Origin of the sequence: Psychroflexus maritimus (genome assembly GCF_011089875.1) — a bacterium.
In the GTDB taxonomy this organism is placed as follows: domain Bacteria; phylum Bacteroidota; class Bacteroidia; order Flavobacteriales; family Flavobacteriaceae; genus Psychroflexus; species Psychroflexus maritimus.
The window spans coordinates 202,884-228,690 of record NZ_JAANAS010000001.1 but is presented as its reverse complement, the minus strand read 5'-3'; the positions used below and the strand labels follow the sequence as shown (position 1 = coordinate 228,690).

General features: G+C 33.9%; 25 protein-coding genes. 17 read left to right on the top strand and 8 right to left on the bottom strand.

Annotation, left to right across the window (positions count from 1 at the left end):
• Positions 1-35 precede the first annotated feature (35 nt).
• The 11 genes from porW to G7034_RS00965 all read left to right on the top strand — a co-directional run bounded on the left by porW (position 36) and on the right by G7034_RS00965 (position 9,687).
• The gene (gene porW, locus G7034_RS01015) at positions 36-2,654 is read left to right on the top strand and encodes a type IX secretion system periplasmic lipoprotein PorW/SprE (protein WP_166399089.1); all 2,619 of its coding nucleotides are present in this window, start codon (positions 36-38) and stop codon (positions 2,652-2,654) included.
• 4 nt (positions 2,655-2,658) lie between these two features.
• Entirely contained in the window at positions 2,659-3,072 is a 414-nt protein-coding gene (locus tag G7034_RS01010; RefSeq protein ID WP_166399088.1) for a bactofilin family protein, read from the top strand.
• Positions 3,023-3,262, top strand: a complete 240-nt coding sequence (locus tag G7034_RS01005; protein ID WP_166399087.1) for an AtpZ/AtpI family protein — start codon at positions 3,023-3,025, stop codon at positions 3,260-3,262. The genes G7034_RS01010 and G7034_RS01005 overlap by 50 nt, the downstream gene beginning before the upstream one ends.
• Positions 3,263-3,283: 21 nt before the next feature.
• Positions 3,284-3,667: a hypothetical protein gene (locus G7034_RS01000; protein WP_166399086.1), complete on the top strand. Its 384-nt coding sequence runs from the start codon at positions 3,284-3,286 to the stop codon at positions 3,665-3,667.
• A gap of 342 nt (positions 3,668-4,009) precedes the next feature.
• Entirely contained in the window at positions 4,010-5,077 is a 1,068-nt protein-coding gene (atpB, locus tag G7034_RS00995; protein ID WP_166399085.1) for a F0F1 ATP synthase subunit A, read from the top strand.
• Positions 5,078-5,101: 24 nt separating this feature from the next.
• Positions 5,102-5,323, top strand: coding sequence for an ATP synthase F0 subunit C (gene atpE, locus G7034_RS00990; protein ID WP_166399084.1), 222 nt, complete (start codon positions 5,102-5,104; stop codon positions 5,321-5,323).
• A 79-nt stretch (positions 5,324-5,402) separates the two neighbouring features.
• Positions 5,403-5,897, top strand: a complete 495-nt coding sequence (gene atpF, locus G7034_RS00985; protein WP_166399083.1) for a F0F1 ATP synthase subunit B — start codon at positions 5,403-5,405, stop codon at positions 5,895-5,897.
• A gap of 3 nt (positions 5,898-5,900) precedes the next feature.
• The gene (gene atpH, locus G7034_RS00980; RefSeq protein WP_166399082.1) at positions 5,901-6,428 is read left to right on the top strand and encodes an ATP synthase F1 subunit delta; all 528 of its coding nucleotides are present in this window, start codon (positions 5,901-5,903) and stop codon (positions 6,426-6,428) included.
• Between the two features lie 34 nt (positions 6,429-6,462).
• Positions 6,463-8,049, top strand: a complete 1,587-nt coding sequence (atpA, locus tag G7034_RS00975) for a F0F1 ATP synthase subunit alpha (RefSeq protein WP_166399081.1) — start codon at positions 6,463-6,465, stop codon at positions 8,047-8,049.
• Positions 8,050-8,081: 32 nt separating this feature from the next.
• Complete coding sequence (gene atpG / locus G7034_RS00970; protein WP_166399080.1) at positions 8,082-8,951, top strand: ATP synthase F1 subunit gamma; 870 nt, start codon at positions 8,082-8,084, stop codon at positions 8,949-8,951.
• A 244-nt stretch (positions 8,952-9,195) separates the two neighbouring features.
• Positions 9,196-9,687: a UpxY family transcription antiterminator gene (locus G7034_RS00965; protein ID WP_187349843.1), complete on the top strand. Its 492-nt coding sequence runs from the start codon at positions 9,196-9,198 to the stop codon at positions 9,685-9,687.
• A gap of 106 nt (positions 9,688-9,793) precedes the next feature.
• Here G7034_RS00965 and G7034_RS00960 read toward each other — a convergent pair whose 3' ends face one another.
• The 8 genes from G7034_RS00960 to G7034_RS00925 form a co-directional block, all read right to left on the bottom strand.
• A complete protein-coding gene (locus tag G7034_RS00960; protein ID WP_166399079.1) occupies positions 9,794-11,905 on the bottom strand; it encodes a helix-hairpin-helix domain-containing protein in 2,112 nt (703 codons plus the stop codon).
• A gap of 42 nt (positions 11,906-11,947) precedes the next feature.
• Positions 11,948-12,676 (bottom strand): metallophosphoesterase family protein, encoded by a 729-nt coding sequence (locus G7034_RS00955; RefSeq protein ID WP_166399078.1) that lies wholly within the window; start codon positions 12,674-12,676, stop codon positions 11,948-11,950.
• Between the two features lie 37 nt (positions 12,677-12,713).
• Positions 12,714-13,853 (bottom strand): ATP-binding protein, encoded by a 1,140-nt coding sequence (locus G7034_RS00950; protein WP_166399077.1) that lies wholly within the window; start codon positions 13,851-13,853, stop codon positions 12,714-12,716.
• 140 nt (positions 13,854-13,993) lie between these two features.
• Positions 13,994-14,599, bottom strand: coding sequence for a TIGR04282 family arsenosugar biosynthesis glycosyltransferase (locus G7034_RS00945; protein WP_166399076.1), 606 nt, complete (start codon positions 14,597-14,599; stop codon positions 13,994-13,996).
• Entirely contained in the window at positions 14,592-15,089 is a 498-nt protein-coding gene (locus G7034_RS00940) for a rhodanese-like domain-containing protein (protein WP_166399075.1), read from the bottom strand. The genes G7034_RS00945 and G7034_RS00940 overlap by 8 nt, the downstream gene beginning before the upstream one ends.
• Position 15,090: 1 nt before the next feature.
• A complete protein-coding gene (gene arsS / locus G7034_RS00935; RefSeq protein ID WP_166399074.1) occupies positions 15,091-16,143 on the bottom strand; it encodes an arsenosugar biosynthesis radical SAM (seleno)protein ArsS in 1,053 nt (350 codons plus the stop codon).
• Positions 16,144-16,147: 4 nt separating this feature from the next.
• Positions 16,148-16,480, bottom strand: coding sequence for an arsenosugar biosynthesis-associated peroxidase-like protein (locus tag G7034_RS00930; RefSeq protein WP_166399073.1), 333 nt, complete (start codon positions 16,478-16,480; stop codon positions 16,148-16,150).
• Positions 16,481-16,567: 87 nt separating this feature from the next.
• Entirely contained in the window at positions 16,568-16,939 is a 372-nt protein-coding gene (locus G7034_RS00925) for an SPOR domain-containing protein (protein WP_166399072.1), read from the bottom strand.
• Between the two features lie 455 nt (positions 16,940-17,394).
• Here G7034_RS00925 and G7034_RS00920 point away from each other — a divergent pair, with 455 nt between their 5' ends.
• From G7034_RS00920 to G7034_RS00895, 6 genes are all read left to right on the top strand, one after another.
• A complete protein-coding gene (locus tag G7034_RS00920) occupies positions 17,395-18,717 on the top strand; it encodes a c-type cytochrome (RefSeq protein ID WP_166399071.1) in 1,323 nt (440 codons plus the stop codon).
• 34 nt (positions 18,718-18,751) lie between these two features.
• Positions 18,752-21,820, top strand: coding sequence for a TAT-variant-translocated molybdopterin oxidoreductase (locus G7034_RS00915; RefSeq protein WP_166399131.1), 3,069 nt, complete (start codon positions 18,752-18,754; stop codon positions 21,818-21,820).
• Between the two features lie 33 nt (positions 21,821-21,853).
• Complete coding sequence (gene nrfD / locus G7034_RS00910; protein WP_166399070.1) at positions 21,854-23,353, top strand: NrfD/PsrC family molybdoenzyme membrane anchor subunit; 1,500 nt, start codon at positions 21,854-21,856, stop codon at positions 23,351-23,353.
• 2 nt (positions 23,354-23,355) lie between these two features.
• A complete protein-coding gene (locus G7034_RS00905) occupies positions 23,356-23,877 on the top strand; it encodes a DUF3341 domain-containing protein (RefSeq protein WP_166399069.1) in 522 nt (173 codons plus the stop codon).
• Positions 23,878-23,985: 108 nt separating this feature from the next.
• On the top strand, positions 23,986-24,492 hold the full coding sequence (locus G7034_RS00900) for a c-type cytochrome (RefSeq protein ID WP_166399068.1): 507 nt from the start codon (positions 23,986-23,988) through the stop codon (positions 24,490-24,492).
• Between the two features lie 25 nt (positions 24,493-24,517).
• Positions 24,518-25,795, top strand: a complete 1,278-nt coding sequence (locus G7034_RS00895; RefSeq protein WP_166399067.1) for a quinol:cytochrome C oxidoreductase — start codon at positions 24,518-24,520, stop codon at positions 25,793-25,795.
• The last annotated feature ends 12 nt before the right edge of the window (positions 25,796-25,807 follow it).

Genomic DNA, 25,807 nt, shown 5'->3' with positions numbered 1-25,807 from the left:
TTAAAAGTTATACAACTAAGAGGCTGCAAATTATAATGTATAGTAAAGAAAAGTATAAATTAGGAATTATTATTTTTGTGCTAGTTTCTATTTCGGCTTGTTCTACGCAAGAAGACAAGTTTATGAATAGAAACTTCCATGCCATGACTACTTACTACAATGTTTTATATCATGGTAATATTGAAATGGAACTTGGTGTTGAGGAAGTTAAACGCTCACATTCAGATCATTTTTTTGATATTCTTCCTATTGAACGCATGGCCGAAGTACCACCAGAGAGAAATGATACCGTGCCATTGCTTGAGTCGTTTGCTAAAGCTGAAGCTAAAGCAGCAAAAGGAGTGCGTAAACATTCTATGTTTTTAGGGGGTAGAGAATACAATTTTCAAATTGATGAAACTTATTTATTACTTGGTCAGGCAAGGTATTATGATCAGCGTTTTATTCCCGCAAAGGATGCTTTTTCTTATATTAAAAATCACTACCCCAATTCCGAAATTTTAGTTCGCTCAGAAATATGGCTTCAGAAGACAAACTTCAGAATGGGTTTTCCGGAGCTAGCTTTAAAAAACTTACATCAGATTTTAGCAGAAAACAATGAGCTTGAGCCTGAAGATTTAGCCGAAATACAGGCTACATTAGCTAGTATTTATTTAGCTTTAGTTGATGAAGAAGATGAAGAAGCAGAAGCGCTAAATCAGCAATACTATGCTTCAGCTATTGATGCCTTAGCTATGGCTGTTGAGCATGTGAGTGAGTACGAAGAAAAAACAAGATGGCAATTTATTCGCTCTCAATTATTCAATAAGCTAGGCGAAAAAGACTCGGCTTATGCTAATTTTCAAAAAGTAATTGAATTTAAACGAAGACCTAAAACAAAGGGAGAATATTGGTTCAATAGAAAGTATTGGGTGCATTCATTAACAGAACAATTCAAGATAAAAGATTATCAGCCAGAGCAAGACTCAATAGTTAAAGAAACCTTTGAAGAATGGGCCTTAGATTGGGAAAACAGACACCATTTAGATCATTTTTATTTTGAATATGCACAACATTATTCAAAAGTTGATTCAATTGATTTGGCTATTCAGTATTACAACAAGTCCTTGCGTGAGCCAGGTGACAATCAATACAGAATTTCTAGGAATTATTTAAATTTAGCCAATATCTATTTTGACAAGGCTTCTTATAAAACAGCAGGGGCTTATTATGATTCTACTTTAACCAACTTAGATGATAGCACAAGAGAATTTAGATTAATACAAAAAAAGCGAAATAACTTAGAAGACGTAATTAAGTTTGAAGACATTGCAGAAGAAACCGATAGCATTATTCAATTGGTAAATATGACAGACCAAGAGCGTTTATCTTTTTTTGATAAACATACTCAAAAACTCAAAGAAGAAGCTGAAGAACTTTTTGCGCAACAAAATAAACAGGATCGATTAGCGGCTCAACAACCTCCCGATATTCCTGGTTTTGGTGGTACTTCAGCCGTAGGAAAGAAAGGAGAACAAACCTTTTATTTTTACGATGAGAATCAATTAAAATCTGGTTTGGGGAAATTTAAGCGTAAATGGGGAGCTATTGAATTTGCTGATAATTGGAGGTTTGACCCTAAAAAGAAAGGAAAGTCAAAAAGTGAAGATGATGAAGAGGAGGAAGAAGATGATTTTTTTAATTCGCCTGAATTTGATCCACAATCCTATATTAGTCAAATCCCAGAAGACAAGGTTGTAATTGATAGTATAAAAGGTCAACGAAATTATGCTTACTTTCAATTAGGCGTAATTTACAAGGAGAAGTTTAAAGAGTTAGCCCTTGCTGAAAAGAGGTTTTTGAGATTAGTTGATTTTGAAGGTGTAGAGGAAAAACTTCTGCTTCCTGCAAAATATAACCTATACTTGATTTATAAGCTTATTCCCGACCAAGAAAAAATGGACCTATGGAAAGCTAATATAATTAAGGACCATCCCGATAGTAGGTATGCAGAAATTCTTCTTAATCCAAGAAGTATGCGGGATGGAGAAAATAGTCCTAATACTATTTATTCAAGACTCTATAAAGAATTTAAAAATCAAAACATAGAATACGTTATAGATGAATGTAATTACTGGATAGATGAATTAATAGGTACGGCAACGGTGCCAAAGTTTAAAATTTTAAAAGCCATGGCTGTTGGAAGACTTTACGGCCATCAGGAATACTTAAAAGAACTAGATGAAGTAGCTATTGATCATTCTCAGACCAAAGAAGGAAAGAAAGCTAAAGAAATGCACACCGAAGCTAAAAAAGCATTCAAAAATCAGAAATTTATAGCAGAAGAACAAGAAGATAAATTCAACTTGGTCTTTAGGTTTCCTAAAGAGGATTACAATAAAGCTTATTTAAGAGAGGTTTATGCTACTATAAAAGCCGGTTTGAAAGAACTAGAATATGGTCATCTAAAAGTATCTGTAGATGTTTACGACAAGGATGTGATGTTTATATTGGTTCGCGATTTAACAAGTAAATTAGGAGCCCAAGGTTTAGGTGATATCTTGCTAGAAAATGGGTTTACAAATCAAGATTGGGAATATTTTAGTGTAGAAAAAACCAATTATACTAAAATACAAATTTATAAAAGCTTAAATTCGTACCTAGAAAATCAATAAGAAGATGTTTAAAGAAAAAAGTAAAAACACATTAGACGTGACAAAAGAACAAAACAAAATAGCTCAAGGAACAACTTTTAAAGGTGATATAGCATCCAAAGGAAGTTTTAGAATTGAAGGACAAATAATAGGGAATATTGTTACTGAAGGTAAAGTAGTAGTTGGTGAAACTGGCTATATAGAAGGTACATTAAATTGTGATAGCGCAGATTTTGAAGGAAAGTTTTCGGGGCAAATGAAAATAAATTCAATTCTTAGCTTACGTTCAACCGCCCAAATTGAAGGGGAAGTGGAAACCGAAAAACTGAGCGTAGAACCTGGAGCTGTCTTTAATGCGGCTTGTAAAATGAAAGGAGTTAAGAGTTTAAATGAGCAAAAAGAAAAAAAATCTAAAGGAAAACAAGAAAAAACCGCTTAAAAACTGGTTGTTTTTTTCAGGAATAGCACTTCAAATGCTAATTGTTATAGGCGGTTCTGTTTGGTTAGGGATTTATTTAGACGAATCTCAAGCTACTAATTTCCCAATCTTTACTTTAGCTTTGTCTTTGCTTGGAGTGTTTATTGCTTTATATCAGGTTATTAGTTCGCTCAAAAAGTTCCTCGACTAATTAAAATTATTAGTTTTACCTATGAAAAATATTTATGTTAAACAAGGCATAATACTTTTTGTTATGCACCTTGTGCTAATGTTAATCACCTTGCTTTTAGAAAATACTGTAACCGAATTCTTTTACAGCGTTCCGTTGGTGTTTTTATTCTTTTTTATTTCTACTTTAGCTGTGGTATTTTTAATTACCTGGGTTAACCAAAACTTTAAAGATTATGTAGGCTTTGCTTTTATGGGCTTGCTTCTTGTGAAAGGATTGGCATGTATTCTGTTTTTAATTCCAAGTTTTTTATCAGAACCTAAACCCAATTTTAAGGACTTAATGCTGTTTTTTATACCTTATTTTATTTTTTTAACTTACGAAGCAGTTTTTTCAATTCGATTAATTAATAGGTCTGAAAATTAAATTAATTCTAGGCCTAGCTTTTTAGAGCAATATACATGGAGCTTGATTCATTGGTTTTTACTGTAATTTCTGCAATAGAATCAAATTATACATTCTTTTACTTCCACTGTTTAAAAGTAAATAATACGAAATATTAATAATTCAGGCTGTTTCTGTAAAACTTAAGCCTTTTTATAAAAGGAAAGACGGTTACATTTAGAATGAGAATCAAAAACGATGTAAACGCATTAAAATTTGAAATAAGATTTGATTAAAAAAAAACAGAAAAAGTTTATTAATTTAATTTTTTATAAACTACATTTGCACGAAATTTTAAGTAATATATTTAAGTAGTTTTTAACTATGTCAACAAAATCGATTTCGAAATTGTTTTTAATTTTTGTCCTGTTTTTTGTTCAAAATTTGAAAGCATTTACTCAAGAAGAAGGGTCTGATTTTAATCCTACCGATATGATTATGCATCACATCCAGGATTCTTATGATTGGCACTTTTTCGATTTAGGTGAGACCTCCGTTACTTTGTCTTTGCCTGTTATATTAAAAACCGATCAAGGTTGGATTACCTTTATGTCTAGTGCGTTTCATCATGATTCTGAAGGAGGTGTTGTTGTTGAAAAAGAGGGGCAGCGTGTTGTTAATTATCATGAAAAGGCTTACGTTTTAAATGAAGGAGAAACCGCTTTAGAATTTGGTGAGGATCATTATCCAAATAACGCTGTAAGGCCACTAGATTTGTCTATTACTAAAAATGTAGCTTCAATATTTCTTTCAGTAATTGTATTGTTGTTATTGTTTCCAAGATTAGCTAGTCATTATAAAAAATCAGATAAAGCGCCAAAAGGTTTAAATAACGCCTTAGAAACTTTGGTGATTTTTGTAAGAGATGATATTGCTAGACCTCAAATAGGAGAGAAAAAGTTTATGAAATTTATGCCGTTTTTGCTTACGGTTTTCTTTTTTATATGGGTAACCAATCTTTTGGGTTTACTTCCTGGTGCAGCCAATGTCACTGGGAGTATTTCGGTAACAGTTGCTTTAGGTTTAATTACGCTTCTATTGATGATATTCAACGGAACTAAAGATTACTGGAAACATATTTTTTGGATGCCAGGTGTGCCTGTTCCAGTGCGAATTTTGTTGGCGCCCATTGAGTTAGTAGGTTTGTTTATAAAACCTATTGCTTTGATGATACGTCTATTTGCTAACATTACGGCTGGCCACATAATTATATTGAGTTTAATAGGTTTAATTTTTATATTATCAAGTGCGGGAGTAGCTTTCATTTCAGTTCCATTTGCCTTGTTTATTAGCGTTTTGGAGTTGTTGGTAGCTTTTCTGCAAGCCTTTATATTTACCATGCTATCGGCATTGTTTATTGGAATGGCAGTAGAAGAACATGAACATCATTAATTTTAATTTTAATATTTATTTACTATGGAAATGTTACACGTAGGATTAGCCGCTTTAGGAGCTGGATTAGCAGTTGTAGGAGCTGGACTAGGAGTTGGAAAAATTGGAGGTGCTGCAATGGAGGCCATTGCAAGACAGCCTGAAGCCACTTCAAAAATTCAAACTGCAATGATTATTGCAGCAGCACTTGTTGAAGGGGTTGCTCTTTTTGGAGTAGTAGCCGCTTTATTAGGTGTTTTAAAGTAATTAATTTTTTCTGCTCATTTTTGCGGTTGGTAAAAATGAGCAGAATTATTAAAAAGATTAAAATTTAATTGAAAATTATATGGATTTAGTTAAACCTGAGTTTGGGCTCTTTTTTTGGCAATTAGTAACTATTGTTATTTTAATTTTTCTTTTAGCAAAATTTGCATGGAAGCCTATTTTAAAAGGTATCAAAGCGCGTGAAGACAATATAAATGAATCGCTTAACGCAGCAGAAGATGCAAAAAAAGAAATGATTAGTCTTCAGGACAAGAATCAAGATATGATTAAAGAGGCACGTGCCGAGCGTGACCAAATGCTTAAAGAAGCTCAAGCAGCAAGAAAGCGCTTGCTAGAAGAGGCTAATACACAAGCTGCTGAAAAAGCTTCACAAATTGTAGCTAAGGCGCAAGAAACTATAGAAGCAGATAAAAAAGCAGCCCTCGCTGAAATTAAATCTGAAGTTGCTCAGTTGTCACTTCAAATTGCTGAAAAAATAATTGTTGCTAATTTGAAAGATGACAAATCGCAGCAAGAATTAGTTGAAAATATGTTGAAAGATGTTAAGTTGAACTAACAAATGGGTAAAGCAGCAGAAAGATACGCCAAAGCATTTTATACAACTACCGAAGATAAGAATGTTGTGAATGAAGTATTAGCTGATATGAAGCTAATTAAAAATACAATGCTCGAGAATAAAGAATTAAAATCTGTGATTAATAGCCCTGTAATTGATTTACATAAAAAGAAATTAATTTTAGAGGCTGTTTTTAGTGAAGCAAATAGCAATAGTATGCAGCTAATTGCTTTTTTGTTAAATAAAAAGCGAATCAATCTTTTGCTAGAGGTAGCTTCGTCTTATATTTCAATTTACGAAAAGAACAATAATATTAATCGAGCTAAAGTTGTTCTTGCAAAAGAATTAACCCATGACATGTTTACCAAAATTCAAGCTAAAGTTAATGCGCTTACTGGTAATGATGTTGAAATTCAAACAGAAATAAACCCAGCCATTTTAGGCGGTTTTGTTTTGACAATTAATGACCTTCAATACGATGCTAGCGTAGTGGGGCAGCTAAATAAATTTAAAACACAATTAGTAAATTAAAATTGGTATAACTACCTGTTTAAGATAAAGAGTTATGGCAGAAATTAAACCTGCTGAGGTATCAGCAATCTTGAAGAAACAACTTTCAGAAACCAATTCTGAAGCAAGCTTAAATGAAGTTGGAACCGTTTTACGTGTTGGTGATGGTATTGCTAACGTTTACGGACTTTCAAATGTTCAATACGGTGAGCTTGTAGAATTTGCAAGCGGAATGAACGGAATGGTCCTTAACCTTGAAGATGATAATGTTGGGGTTGTTCTTTTAGGCTCTTCTACTGAAGTTAGCGAAGGCGACGTTGTAAAACGAACAAAACGTATTTCATCTATTCAAGTAGGTGAAGGGATAGTAGGTAGAGTAGTTGATACTTTAGGTCAACCAATAGATGGTAAAGGACCAATCAAAGGCGAAACTTACGAAATGCCCATTGAACGAAAAGCCCCTGGTGTAATTTATCGTGAGCCTGTCGCTGAACCTATGCAAACTGGAATTAAATCTATTGATGCTATGGTTCCTGTTGGTAGAGGGCAGCGTGAACTTGTTATTGGCGACCGCCAAACAGGGAAAACAGCGGTTTGTATTGATACTATTTTAAATCAAAAAGAATTTTACGATGCTGGAGAGCCTGTGTATTGTATTTACGTGGCTGTAGGCCAAAAAGCTTCTACAGTTGCAGGAATTGCAAATCTTTTAGAAGAAAAAGGAGCACTCGCTTATACAACTATAGTTGCGGCCAATGCTTCCGATCCTGCTCCAATGCAAGTTTATGCCCCATTAGCTGGTGCAGCTATTGGAGAATACTTTAGAGATACAGGAAGACCTGCTTTAATTGTTTATGATGATTTATCTAAGCAAGCTGTTGCTTATCGTGAGGTTTCCCTACTTTTAAGAAGACCTCCAGGACGTGAAGCCTATCCAGGAGATGTATTCTACTTACACTCAAGATTACTAGAGCGTTCTGCAAAAATCATTAATGATGATCAAATTGCTTCAGAAATGAACGATTTGCCAGAGTCTCTTAAAGATAAAGTAAAGGGAGGAGGTTCATTAACAGCTTTACCTATTATTGAAACTCAAGCAGGCGATGTTTCAGCTTATATTCCAACAAATGTAATTTCGATTACTGACGGACAAATCTTCTTGACCTCAGATTTATTTAACTCTGGAGTTAGACCAGCTATTGATGTTGGTATTTCGGTATCACGTGTTGGTGGTTCAGCGCAAATTAAATCGATGAAAAAGGTAGCAGGTACACTTAAGCTTGACCAAGCTCAATATAGAGAGCTTGAAGCTTTTGCTAAGTTTGGTTCAGACCTAGATCCAGCTACCTTAAATACCATTGAAAAAGGAAAACGAAATGTTGAGTTGCTTAAGCAAGCAGAATCTGATCCTTACCCGGTTGAAGAACAAGTAGCTATTATCTATGCTGGAACGAAAAACTTACTTCGTGATGTTCCTGTTGATAGTGTGAAAGAGTTTGAGAATGATTATTTGACTTATCTTAAATCAAATCACAGAAACGAGTTAGACGTGCTTAAGTCAGGTAAAATTAATGACGATATTACTACTGCCTTAGAAAAAGCTGCCCACGAAGTAGCTGCCAAGTTCAATGATGATTTATAAAATAATCATTGCCTAACTAATTATAATTAAATATGGCAAATTTAAAAGAATTAAGAAACAGAATTAGCTCGGTTAGTTCAACCATGCAGATTACTAGTGCTATGAAAATGGTATCGGCTGCTAAGTTGAGTAAAGCACAAGATGTTATTACTAAGATGCGTCCTTATGCTGAAAAACTATCTGACTTATTACGTGACTTAAATAATAATACAGATTTATCTCACCTTGAAAACCCTTATACCAAGGTTAGAAAAGTTGAAAATGTGCTTTTTGTAGTTATCTCCTCCAACAAGGGGTTAGCGGGAGCATTTAATACCAATATTGTTAAGAAAGTTAAGTCTTTAGCTACTTCAGAATACAAAGACAAGAATATTGCTCTTTCTGCAATTGGAAAAAAAGCTCACGAAGTATTAGAAAACAAAAGCTACATAATTGATGGCGCGCATAACGATTTATTAAATACACCTACTTATGAACATGTAGCCGAGTTAGCCGCTGAGTACATGCGCGATTACAAATTAGAAACCTACGACAAAGTTGTATTAATCTATAATCACTTTGTAAATGCTGGTACTCAAGTTGTGAAAGCAGAGCAATTATTGCCTTTAGAAAATACGACTAAGAAAGAAAGTACAGATAATTTATCAGATTATATCTATGAGCCTGATCAAAAGGAAATTATTAACGACCTTGTACCTAAGGCTTTAAAAATGCACTTGTACAAAGCTATTAGTGATTCTGTTGCTGCTGAACATGGAGCCCGAATGACTGCTATGCACAAGGCTACAGATAACGCTACAGAGCTTAGAGATGATCTTAAATTATCCTATAATAAGGTTAGACAGGCCGCCATTACTAATGAAATTTTAGAAATTGTTGCTGGAGCTGATGCTTTAAATTAAGTTACTTTATAAAAGTATATAAAAAGCCATTTCAACAGAGGAATGGCTTTTTTTATACGATGCGAAATACAATCACAACCTTAGTTTCGGTGGCTAAGTGAAGCCCTTCATCTATCCTCAAAGTATGTGACTATCTAGCGATTGTTTTGTAATTAAATTCCCTACGAAAAACCTTGTTAAATAAAATGCTTTAAGATTTCTTAATTTTTGATATTATCTTTAAGTTTGCCTTCAAAACCAAGCTTTGAAAAAATTAATTAAAGAGGAAAATAACTGGTACGTACTTTATTCGCGTCCTAACGCAGAAAAAAAATTAGCTACACTTCTATCAGATCGGGGAATTGAAGCTTATTGTCCAACTCGTACTGAAGTAAGGCGTTGGTCTGACCGAAAGAAAAAAGTCCAGGTTCCTGTTTTACCATCTATGGTATTGGTTAATATTAAATTTTCTCAGAAAAATGAAGTTTTTGATGTTCCCGCTGCCGTTCGTTTTCTTTACTGGGCCAAAGTACCGGCTATTGTTACCAATGAGGAGGTTGAGGCGCTAAAAGAATCACTGTCTTCTAAAAAAACAATTAGTTCTAAAACCGAGAAAATACAACCTGGACAAAAAATAGACTTAAGTCCGTTGGGTTTTGAAGGGCATCACGGTAAAGTTAAATACGTATCTGGTAATCAATGTTGGGTTATTTTAGAGAGCATTGGCTATGTGGTAAAAGTTACTTTGAAAGAGTAATCTTATAACCTGAATTCAAACTTTTTGGAATATTGTATTTCTCAATCAGAAAATACATAGAAAAATGAAAAAGCTGGATGAAATTATTTGATGGTTAAGTTTAGTTCTATTTCAATAATTTCAATCCTATTCTCTTACGTTCAGCATCAATAGCTATGATTTCTGTTTTTACTTGCTCATTCAAATTGATTATTGAATTTATATCCTTTACATAGTCTTTTCCTAAATTCGATTTATGTATTAACCCATTTTCTTTAATGCCTAAATCTACAAAAGCACCAAATTCTGTAACATTTATTACTCTACCATGTATAATAAGACCTAGGTATAAATCGTTTATTGTCTTTATTTTTTCATTGATTTGAGATTGCACAATTTCTGCTCGAGGGTCTCTACCTTGTTTTTTTAATTCTTCAATGATTTGATGGAATGTGTACCCATCTATTTCTTCAAATTTTTTGGACTCAAGCTGATTTAAACTTTCTTGGTTATCTACTAAATCTTCTATTTCAACTCCTATTTTCTTAGCCATTAGTCTTACCCATTTATAAGATTCTGGATGAACAGCTGTATTGTCAAGTGGATTTTTGCTCTTCTTTATTCGTAAAAAACCAGCGGCTTGTTCAAATGCTTTTTCACCTAACCTAGGAACATTTTTAAGTTCTTCAATGCGTGTAAATTTTCCAATTTTATTTCTATGTTCAATAATTTTTTTTGCCAAACTAGGGCCTAAACCCGAAACAAAACTAAGTAAGTAAGCTGAAGTAGTATTTAAATCTACTCCTACTTGATTAACACATGAAATCACTGCGCGTTCTAGTGCTTCAGCTAATTTTTTTTGATTCACTTCATGTTGGTACTGACCAACTCCAATAGATTGAGGCGGTATTTTAACTAATTCAGACAAGGGGTCCATTAATCTTCTGCCTATTGAAACAGCTCCTCTCACACTTACATCATAATTACCAAATTCTTCTCTTGCTAAACTACTTGCACTATATACTGAAGCTCCATCTTCATTCACAAGATAAGTACCAATTTCTTTATCCATGTGAATGCTTTTTACCATTTCTAAAGTTTCCCTTCCAGCTGTTCCATCACCAATAGCTATTGCTTTAATGGCAAACTTCTTCAGTAGAGATGCAAGAACTTTCTTAGCTTCTTTTGTTTTATTTTGTGGCGGATGCGGATATAAGGTGGTGTGATGTTTAAGTTGTCCAGTAGCATCTAAACAAACTATTTTACATCCAGTTTTAAACCCGGGATCCATAGCTAAAACATTGTAATTGCCTAAAGGCGGGGCAAGTAGAACCTGACGTAAATTTTTGCTAAATATTTCTATGGCTTTGTGGTCGGATTCTTTTTTTTTCTTTTTTAAGCTTTCATTGGTTAATGAGGGTTTTAAAAGTCGTTTATAACAGTCTTTAAATGCGCTCATTAGGTAAGTTTTCGTAGTTGAATTTTGTTTGATAAAAAAACGATTTCCTAAAGCTTTTACTTCTGCTTCATCAAGTTTTATTTGTAAACTAATTATTCCTTGGTCATCTGCTCTGTGAATTGCTAGAAACTGATGAGAGGCAATATGCTTTAAAGGCTTTTTAAATTGATAATAGGCCCTAAATTTTTTATTCGTATCATTTTTTTCTTCTTTAAGCTTTGTAATTAATACTCCTCGATTTAGAAATTTTTTTCTCAACACTTTTCTTAGTGCAAGGTGCTCGTTCATCCATTCGGCTACAATTTGAAGCGCTCCTTCAATAGCCTGTTTGGTATTAGTTATTTCTCCTTTTATAAATGATTGAGCCGTTTCATTTATAGAATTGCTTTTCTGAGCCATAATGAGTTTGGCTAAACCTTCTAAGCCTAATTCCCTTGCCTTGTCGGCTTTTGTTTTTCTGCTTTTTTTAAAAGGTAAATACAAGTCTTCTAATTCTGAAGAAGAATAACAATGTTCAATTTTATTTTTTAAAAGCGGAGTAAGTTTACCCGCCTCTTCAATGGTGTTTAGGATGGTTTTTTGACGTTTTACTATTGAAATAAACTGTTCATTAAGTTGTTTAATTAATTCAACTTGTACTTCGTCTAAACCTTTTGTGGCGTCTTTTCTGTACCTGGCTATAAAAGGAATAGTTGCTCCATGTTCAAGTAAGTTTAGGCAACTTTTTACTTGAGCTAAATGAATGGACGTATGTTGGTTGATGTATGCTTGAGAAGTCATTTTTGAAATGGTTTAGAGGTCAATTATAAACAAATATTGAGTTTAATTTCTTCCTTTTTCGTTCGGGTAATAGGTGTAAACAGGTTTGCTTTGAAATATTTTTTTTGATTTCACTTCTAAAGCTGTTAATGGGCCTTTAAAGGCAGCTCCTGTATCTACATTCCATACATTGGCATAGTTTACCGGCTCTTCTTTTCCAATTCTTGTAGTAGGGGTGTGACCGATATAAATTTCATGAAACAGCTGAAGTCTTTTAGGATAATATTTATCCTTTGGTTTCAATTTGGAATCCATAGCCATAACCATTTCCCAAAGTGTCCTGTCCCAATAAACAGTGTTGGCATAAAACTCCAGTGCTGGCCCGTGCAAATTTGCAAAACCTGCATGAACATATAAATTGTTAGATTCGTCAATATGAAAGTTTTCTAAGGAGTCTAAAAAATTTATATGCAGTTCTTTAAGCTTTTTTGAAGTGTTCTTATAGGCTAATAATGTGCTTTTTCCTCCGTGGGCTAACCATTTTTTGTTTGCTTGCTTGGTTTTTAGCCAATTAGCTACTAAATCGTCGTGATTTCCTCTTATAAAAACACAGTTTTGTTCTTGTTTAAGTTCAATTAAAAAAGAAATAACTTCAGCAGAATCTGACCAGCCATCAACATAATCTCCTAAAAATATTAATTGGTCTTCAGGAGAGGCTTTTATTTTATCTAAGAGCGCTTGAAGCGCTTTTAATCCTCCGTGAATATCACCAATAACTAGTTTTCTTCTCATAGTAAGATTTTTCATACAAATAAATTATATGCTAGGTTTAATTATACCTAAGTTTTCTTAAAATTCTCATTTTTTCTTTTTGACGCTGATAAGCTTCTGGACTATATTTTTTTAAGAAGGGTTTTACTTCTTCTAGTTGTGTTAAAGCATCTTCAAAGTCATTTAAATAACAGATAAGGTAAAGTGATGGAAGGTTTAATAAGTGATTGAGTTCATGCGTTACTAGTTTTTCATTATTTTTCATTTTTTCAAAAAGTGAATTGTTGATATTGTAAAAATGAAACAATGTCTTTTTGTCAAATTTTGGTGCTTTAAATACTACTTCTGAAGTGATTTCGTAGGCCATGTTGTTGGTAAAGTCTATTCTTACTTTTTCTAAGGGGTAGTATTTGAAATCACGCTCTAAACCTAAATGAACATATTCAAGAATCTTAAAGTAGTTCTTGCCAATTTCAATTTCTACTTCATCATAATCTGAATAAAACAACTTTACTTGTTCATTTATTAATTCAATATTTACCCGTGAATAGAAATTTCTATCTTTCGTTTTTTTTCTTTTACCTGCCCAGCACAAAACAAAATACTCTTTAAAGACTTCGTAATTAGGTTGGTAGTTTTGATTTTTTTTCATGAAATCAAAGACATTGTCTAGGGTATATTTTATGGTGTTGTTGGAATGTTTCTCTATGGAATCAACAAAGTTTTTATTGAAAGATTTTATTTCTATGTCAAAAGCTTTGGGTTTGCTTATGCTGCCTTCACGCATAAATACTGTTCCTCCATAGTATTTCCATATATTTTTTCTCAAGGAACAAATACTGAAATCGTTTTTTGGTCTTATACTAACTAAGCCCACTACTTTTTTATCTTTAAGATGTGGAAAAGGAATGTTTTCATAAGCTATAAGGGGTGGGTTTTCAAGATAAGCGTTAACTAGGTTTTGAATTTTAGAATCATCAAAAAAATCAACACCCAAAATTTCATTGTCGTCATCCCTCACCCCAATAACTAAATAAGCATTGTTTTCAGGGTTGGTATTAGAAAGGCTACAGACGTGCTTTAAAAATTTTGCTTTTCCCTCTTGACTTCCCAAGTCTAAACGTAATTTTTTGTCATAAAAACTGTTTTCGTCATTATGGGCTAGCAAGTTTTTTATAAGTAAACGCTTATTAAGCATCAGTTTTTTCTAAAGAATTTGAGTTAAAATTCCTTGCTATAAAAGCAACAAATTTTGTGTTTATCTGAAGTAGCTAATGTAGTAAAAATCAGTTATAAAGAAGAACAAAATAAATTATTTAATCTTCATCTTTCTGTTTTTTAGAAACCTATCTTTTTTAAATCGTAAGTTGATTTTTCTAGGTCTTCTAAATTATCAATATCATTCTTATAGTCTAATAATTTTACCTGATAAGCTTCACAATCTTCTAAGGTGTTTGTAAGTACGCTATCGGTGCTCCATTTTTTTAAGGTAAAAGCTTCATTTATAAGCCTTTTCATGCCAATTAAATAGTAACCACCGTCATCTGCTGGTCCAATTACTAACTCATTAGTAGTCAGTAGTTCAAAGCCTTTTTTTAAGTCGGTAGTTTCTAAATCTAGTAAATCTGTACCAATTAGCACAACTTTTTTGTAGTCTTGTTCAAATGCCCATTCAAACGCTTTTTTCATTTTTTTACCAAGGTGGCCATTAGCTTGTATTTTTTTTTGATACTGTTTGCTCCATGCATCGTTCCAATCTATGAATTCGTTATAAAACACAGCTATTTGATAGGGTGTTTTTGAAAGGGTGTTACGGGTGTGTTCAAGTAAATGTTTATAAACGTAAAGCGCTTTTTTTTGACCAATACTTTTAGCTAAACGTGTTTTACATTTACCAAGTATAGGGTTTTTTGTAAATACAATCACCAGGTTTTCATTATTCATAAACTACTTCTGCTTGAATTAGATAGCTGCCCCATTTTCTGGAATATCCGTGCACTTTATTGGTGGGTTTATTTTCCTTATTAACCACGGTAAATCCTTTGTTTTTCCATAAAAAAATGCCCCCATATAGGTTGTATGTTTCTACTGCAAAATCTTCTTTAATCGTTCTAGCTATTTCTTCTGAACGAACACCAATCGAGCAATACACCACTATTTTTTTGTTTTTTTCAAGTGAAAGTTGCTTTAGTCTTTCAGCTGAAAAATTTTCATAACCCACCCAAACTGATTGATCTAATTTACTCACTTTAAATTCTTCAATAGCTCTTGCATCAAGAATTAGATAATCCTTGTAATTTGCCTGTAACTCTTCAACAGAAATTATAGGTATATCATTTTTTAGATACTTTTTCAAGGCCTCGTCTAGCTCTTGCGAATATACGATTTGAAAAGCACTAAAAAGGATTAGTAAAAAGCTTAAATAGGTTTTCATTTTAGGTAATATTTCCTTGGCAAGAACTTCCTGCACCAGCGGTGCAACCATAACAATGTTGGTGGATTTTAATTGCTCTATCTTGAATTTTTGTCTCGTTGTAATTGTTGATGTGCTGAATTTTTGAATCAATCTTCATTTCTAGCATCTGATTAAAATCACAATCGTACAAAAATCCATCCCAACTTACCGAAAGTGTATTTCTGCACATGACATTTATTACGGCTGCGGGATTAAAGGCTTCAACTAAACTAAACATGTAATCTTCATAATTTTCTGAAGCAATTAGATAATCTAAAAATCTTGATATTGGCAGGTTGGTAATAGCAAAAAGTTGATGAAAATGAATGTCAAAATTGGCGATTAATTTTTCTTTAAAATCACGCTGCATAACTTCTTGGTTGGTAGGTAAAAAGGCTCCTGAAGGGTTGTAAACCAAATCTAGTTTTAAGGAAGAATTAGGCATTCCGTAGCCTACCTCATTTAGCTTTTTTAAGGCTTTAATTGATTTGTTGAATACGCCTTTCCCACGTTGGTGGTCTGTTTTATCTTCTGTCCAATGCGGCATTGAACTTACCACATGAACTTTATGTTTCTTAAAAAAATCGGGTAAGTCCTTGTATCTTTTGTTCGCCTCGATAATGGTTAAATTAGAACGGACAATAAAATCTTTGATTCCCGCCTTTGATGCTTCTTCCACAAACCACCTAAAGTGTGGATTCATTTCTGGGGCGCCCCCAGTTAAATCTAAGGTATGAGCTTCTGTTTCTTGAATAACTTTTAGGCAAGATTTCATGGTTGATTTTGTCATGATTTCTTTCCGGTCTGGTCCAGCATCAACATGGCAATGAGCGCATACTTGATTGCACATATACCCCAAATTAATCTGCAGAATTTCTAATTTATTTGGCTTTAATGGAAACTGATTTTCTTCACTTAATTTTGTTTTAAAAGTGGGTAAATCGTCTTCAAAAACGCCATTGCTTAAAAATTTGAGTTGCTCATTGGCTTTCGCCATCAAGTTTTCTCTAGCTTTTAATGATTTTTTGGACATGCTTTTAATGACTTAATTTTTTGTATTTTTTCATCATTTGTGTGGCGTGTACAAGGTTGGCACCAGCTTCCATAGCCGCGCCAGTATGCACAGCTTCCATCATCTCTTCTTTAGTGATCCCTCGCTGTAAACCATCTTTGGTATAAGCATCAATACAATAAGGGCATTTCACTACGTGAGCTACGGCTAAGGCAATTAGTGATTTTTCCCTTCCTGTTAGTTTACCTTCTTCAAAAACTTTTGAATAATAATCGAAAAATTTTTCACCTAATTCTTCAGACCATTCGGTGATTTTACCAAAATTTCTAAGGTCTTTTTGTTCGTAGTAATCAGCCATCTTTATTTTTTATTTCAAATATGCTATTATATATTAAAAATAAAGAAGCAATTATTCACTTTAACGTAGAATTTAATAGAAACTGAATTAGCCTCTTCCGGGTTTTAATATCAAAGCATTATCAAATTCCTCAATAATTACCTTTAAGGCACGATCTGCTTCTAAACGATTTCTGTAGTGGCCTACCCAAACTTTATAATTGGGCGTCTCAAAAATCATCTTACTATCCCAAACAAAGTCTTTGTTGTTGTCAAATTCTTTCTTCACTTTTTTGGCTTCTTCTAAGTTGCCAGAAAAAACCTGAATCTTATAAGATTCTTTGATTTGATGATTGCGTTCTAATTCTTTTCTTATTTGAATGATTTCTTTTAATTCTTCTTCTTCAACTTCATCGTAAGACTGCCCAAAAGCAAAATTTAGAGTTAATAAAAGCAACACTGTTAAAGGATATGATTTCATAGTTTTATTTCAATATTTTACAAAGTTAAGATTTAATTTTTATCTTTTTGAGTAAACCTAACTTTTAGAAGATTGGCTTAATTAGAATAAACAATAATACCAAATGAAAACGAGCATTATTATTGCATGGATTTCCGTCTAAATAAGTATTTTTTTAGATTAGTTTTTGTCAAATTCGTGTCGCCTTATAAAGGCGCTAAGATTTTTTTGAAATGTTAATTTTCTGAAGATTTTTTTATTTTCTTTTTATTTTTTTCCAAGTTTCTAGAATACAGCATATTGTGACTACCTGTCTAAATTTCATAAAAAAACACCCTTATTTAGAAACGTTTTAAATTGTTTTTTAACAAATGTCCTAGCCCTTAAATTTGCCTTTTTATCTTATTTTTGTGACCAATTTTTTAGTCCAAAATAGGATTAACTTGAACTTGTATAAAATGTTAATAACTCGCAATATGAAAAAGGTGTTATTTCGCCCTTCGAAATTGAAGAATTTTTTATTACTCTTTTCTATTTTTTTTGTGCTTGGGTTAAACGCTCAAGAAGAAGCTGCTGAAGAAAGCGGTCCTAAAGTTATAGAGGCTGTGCCTGATGCAGACCCAGCTAAGGGTAAGGAGCTTTTTAATTCGCTTTGTGCGGCTTGCCATAAGCCTTACAAAAAAGCAGTTGGTCCAGCTTTGCATGGTGTTTCAGAGCGTAGAGATTTAGATTGGATTCAGCGCTGGACTGTTAATAGTAGAGAGTTAATTGATTCTGGTGATTCTCAGGCGGTAGCTATTTATGAAGAATATAATAAACAGGCGATGCCAGCTTTCCCTCAGTTGAGTAAAGAAGATGTAAATGATATTGTAGCTTATGTTGAACAACCAAAACCTGAGCCAAAGACATCAAAAAAGGATGATGTAGAAGGAGCTGTAGCTGCTGGTGGCGGTGGAGCATCAACTGAAGTGATTTTAGGTATTTTGGCTTTTGTTTTTCTAATGCTTTTGGTGGTTTTGGTTTTAGTTAATAAAACTTTACGCCGATTTGCAGAAGCTAATAACGTAGAATTATACAAGAAAAAAGAAAAATCTAAACCAATTTGGGTAGCCTTTGCTGAAAATCAATTTTTAGTGTTAGTAAGTGTTGTGGTAGTTCTCTTAATGTTGGCTTATGGTGGTTATGGGTATTTGATGCTGGTGGGAGTAGATCAAGGTTATGAGCCTGTTCAGCCTATTCATTATTCACATAAAATCCATGCTGGCGAAAATGAAATAGAGTGTAAGTATTGTCACTCTTCGGCTAGAAAATCTAAACACTCAGGTATTCCTTCTTTAAATGTTTGTATGAATTGCCACAAGCAAATAGCTGAAGTTTCTGAAGAGACGGGTAACGAAGAATATTCTAAAGAGTTTTATGATAACGAAATTCAAAAACTTTACGATGCAACAGGTTGGGATCCAGATAGTCAATCTTACACTGGAGAAACAAAGCCTGTGAAATGGGTAAGAATTCACAACCTGCCAGATTTTGCTTATTTTAACCACGCACAACACGTTACTGTCGGGCAAATTGAATGTCAGACATGTCATGGTCCAGTGGAGGAAATGGAGGTTATGTATCAGCATTCTTCATTAACAATGGGTTGGTGTATTAATTGTCACCGAGAAACCAATGTAAGAATGGATGATAATCCTTACTATGAAAAAATACACGAAGAACTTTCTAAAAAGTACGGTGTTGATCAACTTACGGCTGCTGAAATGGGTGGCTTAGAATGTGGTAAGTGTCACTATTAATTTATTTATGAACGAAGAAAATTTGAATCAAGATATGTCATCAGAAAAGAAATATTGGAAAAGTGCAGAGCAACTTAAGGAAAATAGTCCTGTTGTTGATGCGCTTGAGCAAAATGAGTTTGTAGAGCATATACCTACTGATGAGTTTTTAGGAGATAAAGAAAACCTTGAAGGCTCAAAAACCTCACGAAGAGATTTTCTTAAATATGTTGGATTTAGTACCGCAGCAGCTTCTTTAGCTGCCTGTGAAGGACCCGTTATCAAATCGATTCCTTACGTTGTTCAGCCTGAGCGTTTGGTTCCTGGCGTGGCCGATTACTACGCAACTACCATTGCCGATGGTTTTGATTTTGCTAGTGTTTTAGTTAAAACAAGAGAGGGAAGGCCAATCAAAATAGAAAGTAACAAAGAAGCTACGTCTTTAACTGCTGGAAAGCCTAGAGTTCATGCTTCTGTGTTGTCGCTTTACGATATCAAGCGCCTTCAAAATCCTATGATTGATGGACAAGCTTCTAAATGGTCAACTTTTAATAAAGAAGTTCGTGCTAAATTGGAAAATACTTCCAATAAAATAGTATTGCTAACACAAACTTTTGCTTCTCCTTCTACACAACAATTGATAAAAGAGTTTTCTGAAAAATATACCAATGTAGAGCACGTGGTTTACGATAGTGTTTCGGAAACTACCGCGCTTGATGCTTTTGAAAGTAAGTACGGACTAAGGGCTTTGCCTAACTATGATTTAACCAATGCAGAAAGTATAGTTGGTATTGGAGCCGACTTCTTAGGCGATTGGCTAGGCGGAGGATTTGATGAGGCTTACTCTAAATCTAGAGTGCCAAAAGACGGAAAGATGTCTAAGCATTATCAATTTGAAGCTAATATGACTTTGTCTGGAGCTAATTCAGATGAACGATTTGCAACTAAACCATCTGCCCAAAAACAAATCTTAGTTGAAATTTATAACCAAGTTGTTAGCCGTGTTGCGAGCACTAATTTAGGTGATGCACATAAAAAAGCAGTGGCTAAAGCAGTCAAGTCTTTGAAAAAAGGAGGTAAAAACGCTGTTCTACTCTGCGGAATTGATGATTTGGATGCTCAAATGATGACTTTAGAGATCAATGAAGCTTTAGGAAGTCAGTTGACTAACCTTGCTAATCCAAGAATGATTAGACAAGGCGATGCTAAAAAAGTAGCACAGCTTGTTAAAGATATGAATGCTGGCTCAGTTGGAGCGCTTATTATGTGTGGAGTTAACCCTGTATATACTTTGCCAAATTCAGATGAATTTATCTCTGGAATTGAAAAAGTTGATACCACAGTTGATTTTTCCTTAACAATGGATGAAACTGCAAAAGTTTCGACTTACGTTGGGGCTCTTCCACACTATCTTGAAAGCTGGGGTGATGTTCGCTTAACTTATCAAGATTATTCGCTTATTCAGCCAACAATTAAGCCTATTTTTAATACAAGACACTTCCAAGAGTGTTTGCTTGATTGGACTGATAATTCTTTAGCTTATTACGATTATATAAAAGCAGGTTTTTCTAATAGACATGAAGGCGTTTCATGGAATCGTACATTGCACGATGGATTTTACAAAGTCTCTGAAGATTTTGTGCCAACTGAAGAATCTCCTGCTTTTAATGCAAATTCTGCAGCTTCAAAGCTAGTTAAGTCCGATGCTCAAGAACTTGAGTTGACTTTATACACTAAATCAGGTCTTGGTGATGGACAGCAGGCTAATAATCCATGGCTACAAGAATTCCCAGACCCAATTACGCGTACTTCTTGGGATAACTACTTAACTATTTCAAGAGCTGATGCAGAAAGCCTAAAATTAATCAATGAAAATGTATCTAATGGTGCATTAAATGGAAGCTATGCAAATGTTAGTGTAGGAAATACAACACTTCAAAACGTTCCTGTTTACATACAACCAGGACAAGCTAATGGATCTGTTGGTTTAGCCTTGGGATATGGGAAAAAAGAATCTATTCAAGAAGAAATGCAGGTGGGGGTAAACGCTTACCCATTGTATAATCAATTCAGCAAAGTGCAAGAAGTGAAGATTGAAAAAGCTTCAGGAATGCATGAATTTGCTTGTATTCAGCTGCACAATACCATGATGGGTAGAAAAGACATTATCAAAGAAACTACCTTAGAAATATTTAATACAAAAGATAAAGACTATTGGAATAAAACACCTCAGGTTTCTTTAGATCACCAAGAAACACCTGTAGATTCTCCTGATGTTGATCTTTGGAATGAATTTGATCGTTCAATTGGACATCACTTCAATCTATCTATCGATTTAAATGCTTGCACAGGTTGTGGAGCTTGTGTAATTGCTTGCCATAGTGAGAATAATGTGCCAGTTGTAGGAAAATCTGAAATTAGAAAGAGTAGAGATATGCACTGGTTGCGTATAGACCGTTACTATTCTTCTAATGAAACATTGATTGGAGATTACGAAAAGAAAGATAATATTAAAGGACTTTCAAGTGCATTATCTGAATTTGGTGAATTAGAAAAGCCTTCTGAAGAAAATGTAGAAGTTGTTTTCCAACCTGTAATGTGTCAGCATTGTAATCATGCGCCTTGTGAAACTGTTTGTCCCGTAGCGGCCTCTGCTCACGGAAGACAAGGTCAAAATCACATGACTTATAACAGATGTGTAGGAACAAGGTATTGTGCTAATAACTGCCCTTATAAAGTAAGACGATTCAATTGGTTTAGATACAACAAGAATGATGAGTTTGATTACCACATGAATAATGATTTAGGAAGAATGGTATTAAACCCTGATGTTACAGTTCGTTCAAGAGGGGTAATGGAAAAATGTTCAATGTGTATTCAAATGACTCAATTAGCAATTTTAGAAGCAAAAAGAGAGGGAAGACCTATTAAAGATGGAGAATTCCAAACCGCTTGTTCTAATGCTTGTGACAATGGTGCGATGGTGTTTGGAGATATAAATGATAAAGAAAGCCTTGTTGCTAAAAAGAAAGAAGACGATAGAACTTATCACTTGTTAGAGTACCTCGGTACCAAACCAAATGTTTTCTATCACACAAAAATTAGAAACACAAACGAAGCTTAATTAATTAATTAGAATAACTTATAATAGTAAATTATGTCTCATTACGAAGCACCTATTAGAAAGCCTTTAGTTACAGGAGATAAGTCCTACCACGATATTACCGTGGAAATTGCGCGTCCTGTAGAAGGTAAGGCTAATAAATCATGGTGGATAGTATTTTCAATTGCTTTAATTGCCTTTTTATGGGGATTAGGGTGTATAGTTTATACGGTATCTACTGGAATTGGAACTTGGGGTCTAAATAAAACCATTGGCTGGGCCTGGGATATTACCAACTTTGTTTGGTGGGTAGGTATCGGTCACGCTGGTACACTTATTTCTGCTGTACTTCTCCTCTTTAGACAAAAATGGAGAATGGCCATTAACCGTTCTGCAGAGGCAATGACTATATTCTCTGTTGTGCAAGCAGGTCTCTTTCCAATTATTCACATGGGGCGCCCATGGCTAGCTTATTGGGTACTTCCAATTCCCAATCAATATGGGTCTTTGTGGGTTAATTTTAATTCACCGCTTTTATGGGATGTATTTGCTATTTCAACTTATTTGTCGGTTTCATTAGTATTTTGGTGGACAGGACTTCTTCCTGACTTTGCTATGCTAAGAGATCGTGCAGTAAAGCCATTTCAAAAACATATTTACGGTATTCTTTCCTTTGGATGGAGTGGTAGAGTTAAAGACTGGCAACGTTTTGAAGAAGTTTCTTTGGTATTAGCTGGATTAGCTACACCACTTGTACTTTCTGTACATACTATTGTATCTTTTGACTTTGCTACTTCGGTAATTCCAGGATGGCATACCACTATTTTCCCACCTTACTTCGTAGCTGGGGCAATTTTTTCTGGTTTTGCTATGGTAAATACGCTTCTTATTATTATGCGTAAAGTTGTTAGTCTTGAAGATTATATTACTGTTCAGCATATAGAGTTAATGAATATTGTCATCATGATTACAGGTTCAATTGTAGGGGTGGCCTATATTACCGAATTATTCATGGCATGGTACTCAGGAGTTGAATACGAGCAATATGCCTTCTTAAATAGAGCAACAGGGCCTTATTGGTGGGCTTATTGGGCTATGATGACGTGTAATGTTTTTTCTCCACAATTTATGTGGTTTCCAAAATTAAGAAGAAGTATCATGTTCTCTTTCTTTATTTCGATAGTTGTAAATATAGGGATGTGGTTTGAACGATTTGTTATTATTGTAACTTCTCTACACCGTGATTACATGCCGTCTGCTTGGACTATGTTCTCACCAACCTTTGTTGATATAGGAATTTACATCGGAACGATTGGATTTTTCTTTGTTTTATTTTTACTTTATGCAAGAACGTTCCCGGTAATTGCTCAAGCAGAGGTTAAATCGATAATGAAATCTTCAGGTGAAAAATACAAGAAAATTAGAGAGGAAAAAGGTGATGATGCTAATTTGTATGAAATGCCTGAACCAAAAACACTTCCTGATTTTAAAAAATTAATAGCAGAAGCAAATTCGAAGAACGATTCTTCTGATGCAAACTCTAAAAGCGAATAATTATGGCATCTAAAGTTTTAAATGTATTCTATAAAGATGACGATATTTTGATGGAAGCTGTAAAAAAAGTGCAGTCCAAAAACTATCGCATTGAAGAAGTATTTTGCCCTTTTCCTGTTCATGGATTAGATAAATTACTTAAAGTTAAGCACACTCGCTTAGCCATAACCTCATTCCTTTACGGTTTGGTAGGTATTTCTGTTGCCTTAACAATGATGAATTATATAATGATTATTGATTGGCCACAAAATATTGGAGGTAAACCAAGTTTTAGCTTAATTGAAAATTTACCCTCATTTATACCTACTGCTTTCGAAATGACTGTGTTTTTTGCTGCTCACTTGATGGTTATTACTTTTTATATGAGAAGTAAATTATGGCCTTTCAAAAAAGCCGAAAACCCTGATCCTAGAACTACAGATGATCATTTTTTAATGCAAGTTAGCGTTGGTAATAATGATATACAAGAAGTAGCAGAGTTTTTAAATACCACTGGTGCGGTAGAAATTGATTTAAAAAAATAACGAATAAATATGAAGCGCTATAGTAGTTTAATATATGTATTGATGTTTAGTTTTATCCTGACTTCCTGTTTCGATAAAAGTAAGCCTAACTTTCAATATTTTCCTGATATGTATGAACCAATTTCTTATGAAACTTATGGTGAGTATAGTATCTTTCAAGATGGTCAGCAAGCCTTAGAGCCTGTTGCTGAATCTATTTCAAGAGGCTGGTTGCCTTATGATTATGAAGATTCTGCTGAGGGCTACGACTTAGCTAAAGCAGAACTCAAAAATCCGCTACCTTATACTGAAGAAAATTACAATAAGGGGGAGGAAATGTATGCTATTTATTGTGCCACTTGTCATGGTGATAAAGGCAATGGTAAAGGCTACCTTGTTGAACGGGAGAAGATTTTAGGTGTTCCTAGCTATGATGATGTTGGTAGGGCAATTACCGAAGGAAGTGTTTATCACGTAATGTATCATGGCATCAATACCATGGGATCTTATGCTTCTCAAATGAGCAATGAAGAGTTATGGCAGCTTACTCATTATGTGATGACCCTTAAGGATCTTTTAGAAGATAAAGAACAAAAAGAATTTGTGGAGGATGTTGAAAATCCTGTAGTAAGATAACTAATTATAAAGACAATTTGTAACTATGTATACAATATCAAAAAATCTTAAGCTAACAGCTATCATTCTTATGGTAGTAGGTGCAATTGGATTAATCTATGGATTTATAAATGTGCCTTCCTCTGTTGAAGAAGTTCATGAAATATTAGCTTCAAGTGATGCCCACGGACATGCTGATGAAGCTCACGCTCATGATGATGAACATGCAGAGCATGTTTTTCATCAACTGCAGAATAAACCTTGGGCTTCAATTTATACTGCAGCTTTATTCTTTTTTCTAATAGCAGCTGGAGCTCTTGCTTTTTATGCTATTCAAAACGCTGCACAAGCAGGTTGGTCCCCAATTTTATTTAGGGTTATGGAAGGAATTTCTGCCTATATTTTTCCAGGTGGTGTTATTGTCTTCGTGCTGTTGGTTTTATCCTCCTTGCATCTTAACCATCTTTTTATTTGGATGGATGCTGATGTAGTAGCTCATGACGAAATAATTGCCAATAAAACCGGCTATTTAAATATACCTTTCTTCTTGATTAGAGCTGCTATTTATATTGTTGGATGGGCATTCTTTTACAGCCGTTTAAGAAAAAACTCAATTAAACTCGATGAAGGATTTGACCCAGCTTTGTTTAAGAAGAATTTTAAATTATCTGCTGGATTCTTAGTGTTCTTTATTGTTACTGAATCTATGCTTTCTTGGGATTTTATTATGAGTATAGACACGCACTGGTTCAGTACATTATTTGGATGGTTTGTATTTGCTAGTATGTTTGTTTCAGGAATTACAGTTATTGCTTTAGTAACTCTTTATTTAAAATCTAAAGGTTACTTAGAACAAGTTAATAATAGTCATATCCACGATTTAGCTAAATTTATGTTTGGAATTAGTATATTTTGGGAATACTTGTGGTTTTCGCAATTCTTGTTGATTTGGTACGCTAATATTCCTGAAGAAGCAGTGTACTATGTGCAACGTATAGAACAATACCCACTTTTATTTTTCGGAACTTTCTTTTTGAACTTTCTTTTACCTATGTTAATTTTAATCAATACCGAGTTTAAAAGAATTCCGTGGATTGTATCTTTGGCAGGTGTAATTATTTTAGTTGGTCATTACATTAATTTTTACGTGATGATTATGCCTGGAACTGTTGGAGAATCTTGGTCGTTCGGTGCTGCTGAAATCGGTTCCGTATTACTTATAGGAGGTCTTTTCTTATATGTTATATTTAACGCCCTTACAAAAGCTCCATTAGTAGCTAAGAATTTTCCATTACTTAAAGAAAGTAAACATTTCCATTATTAATAACTTATAGAA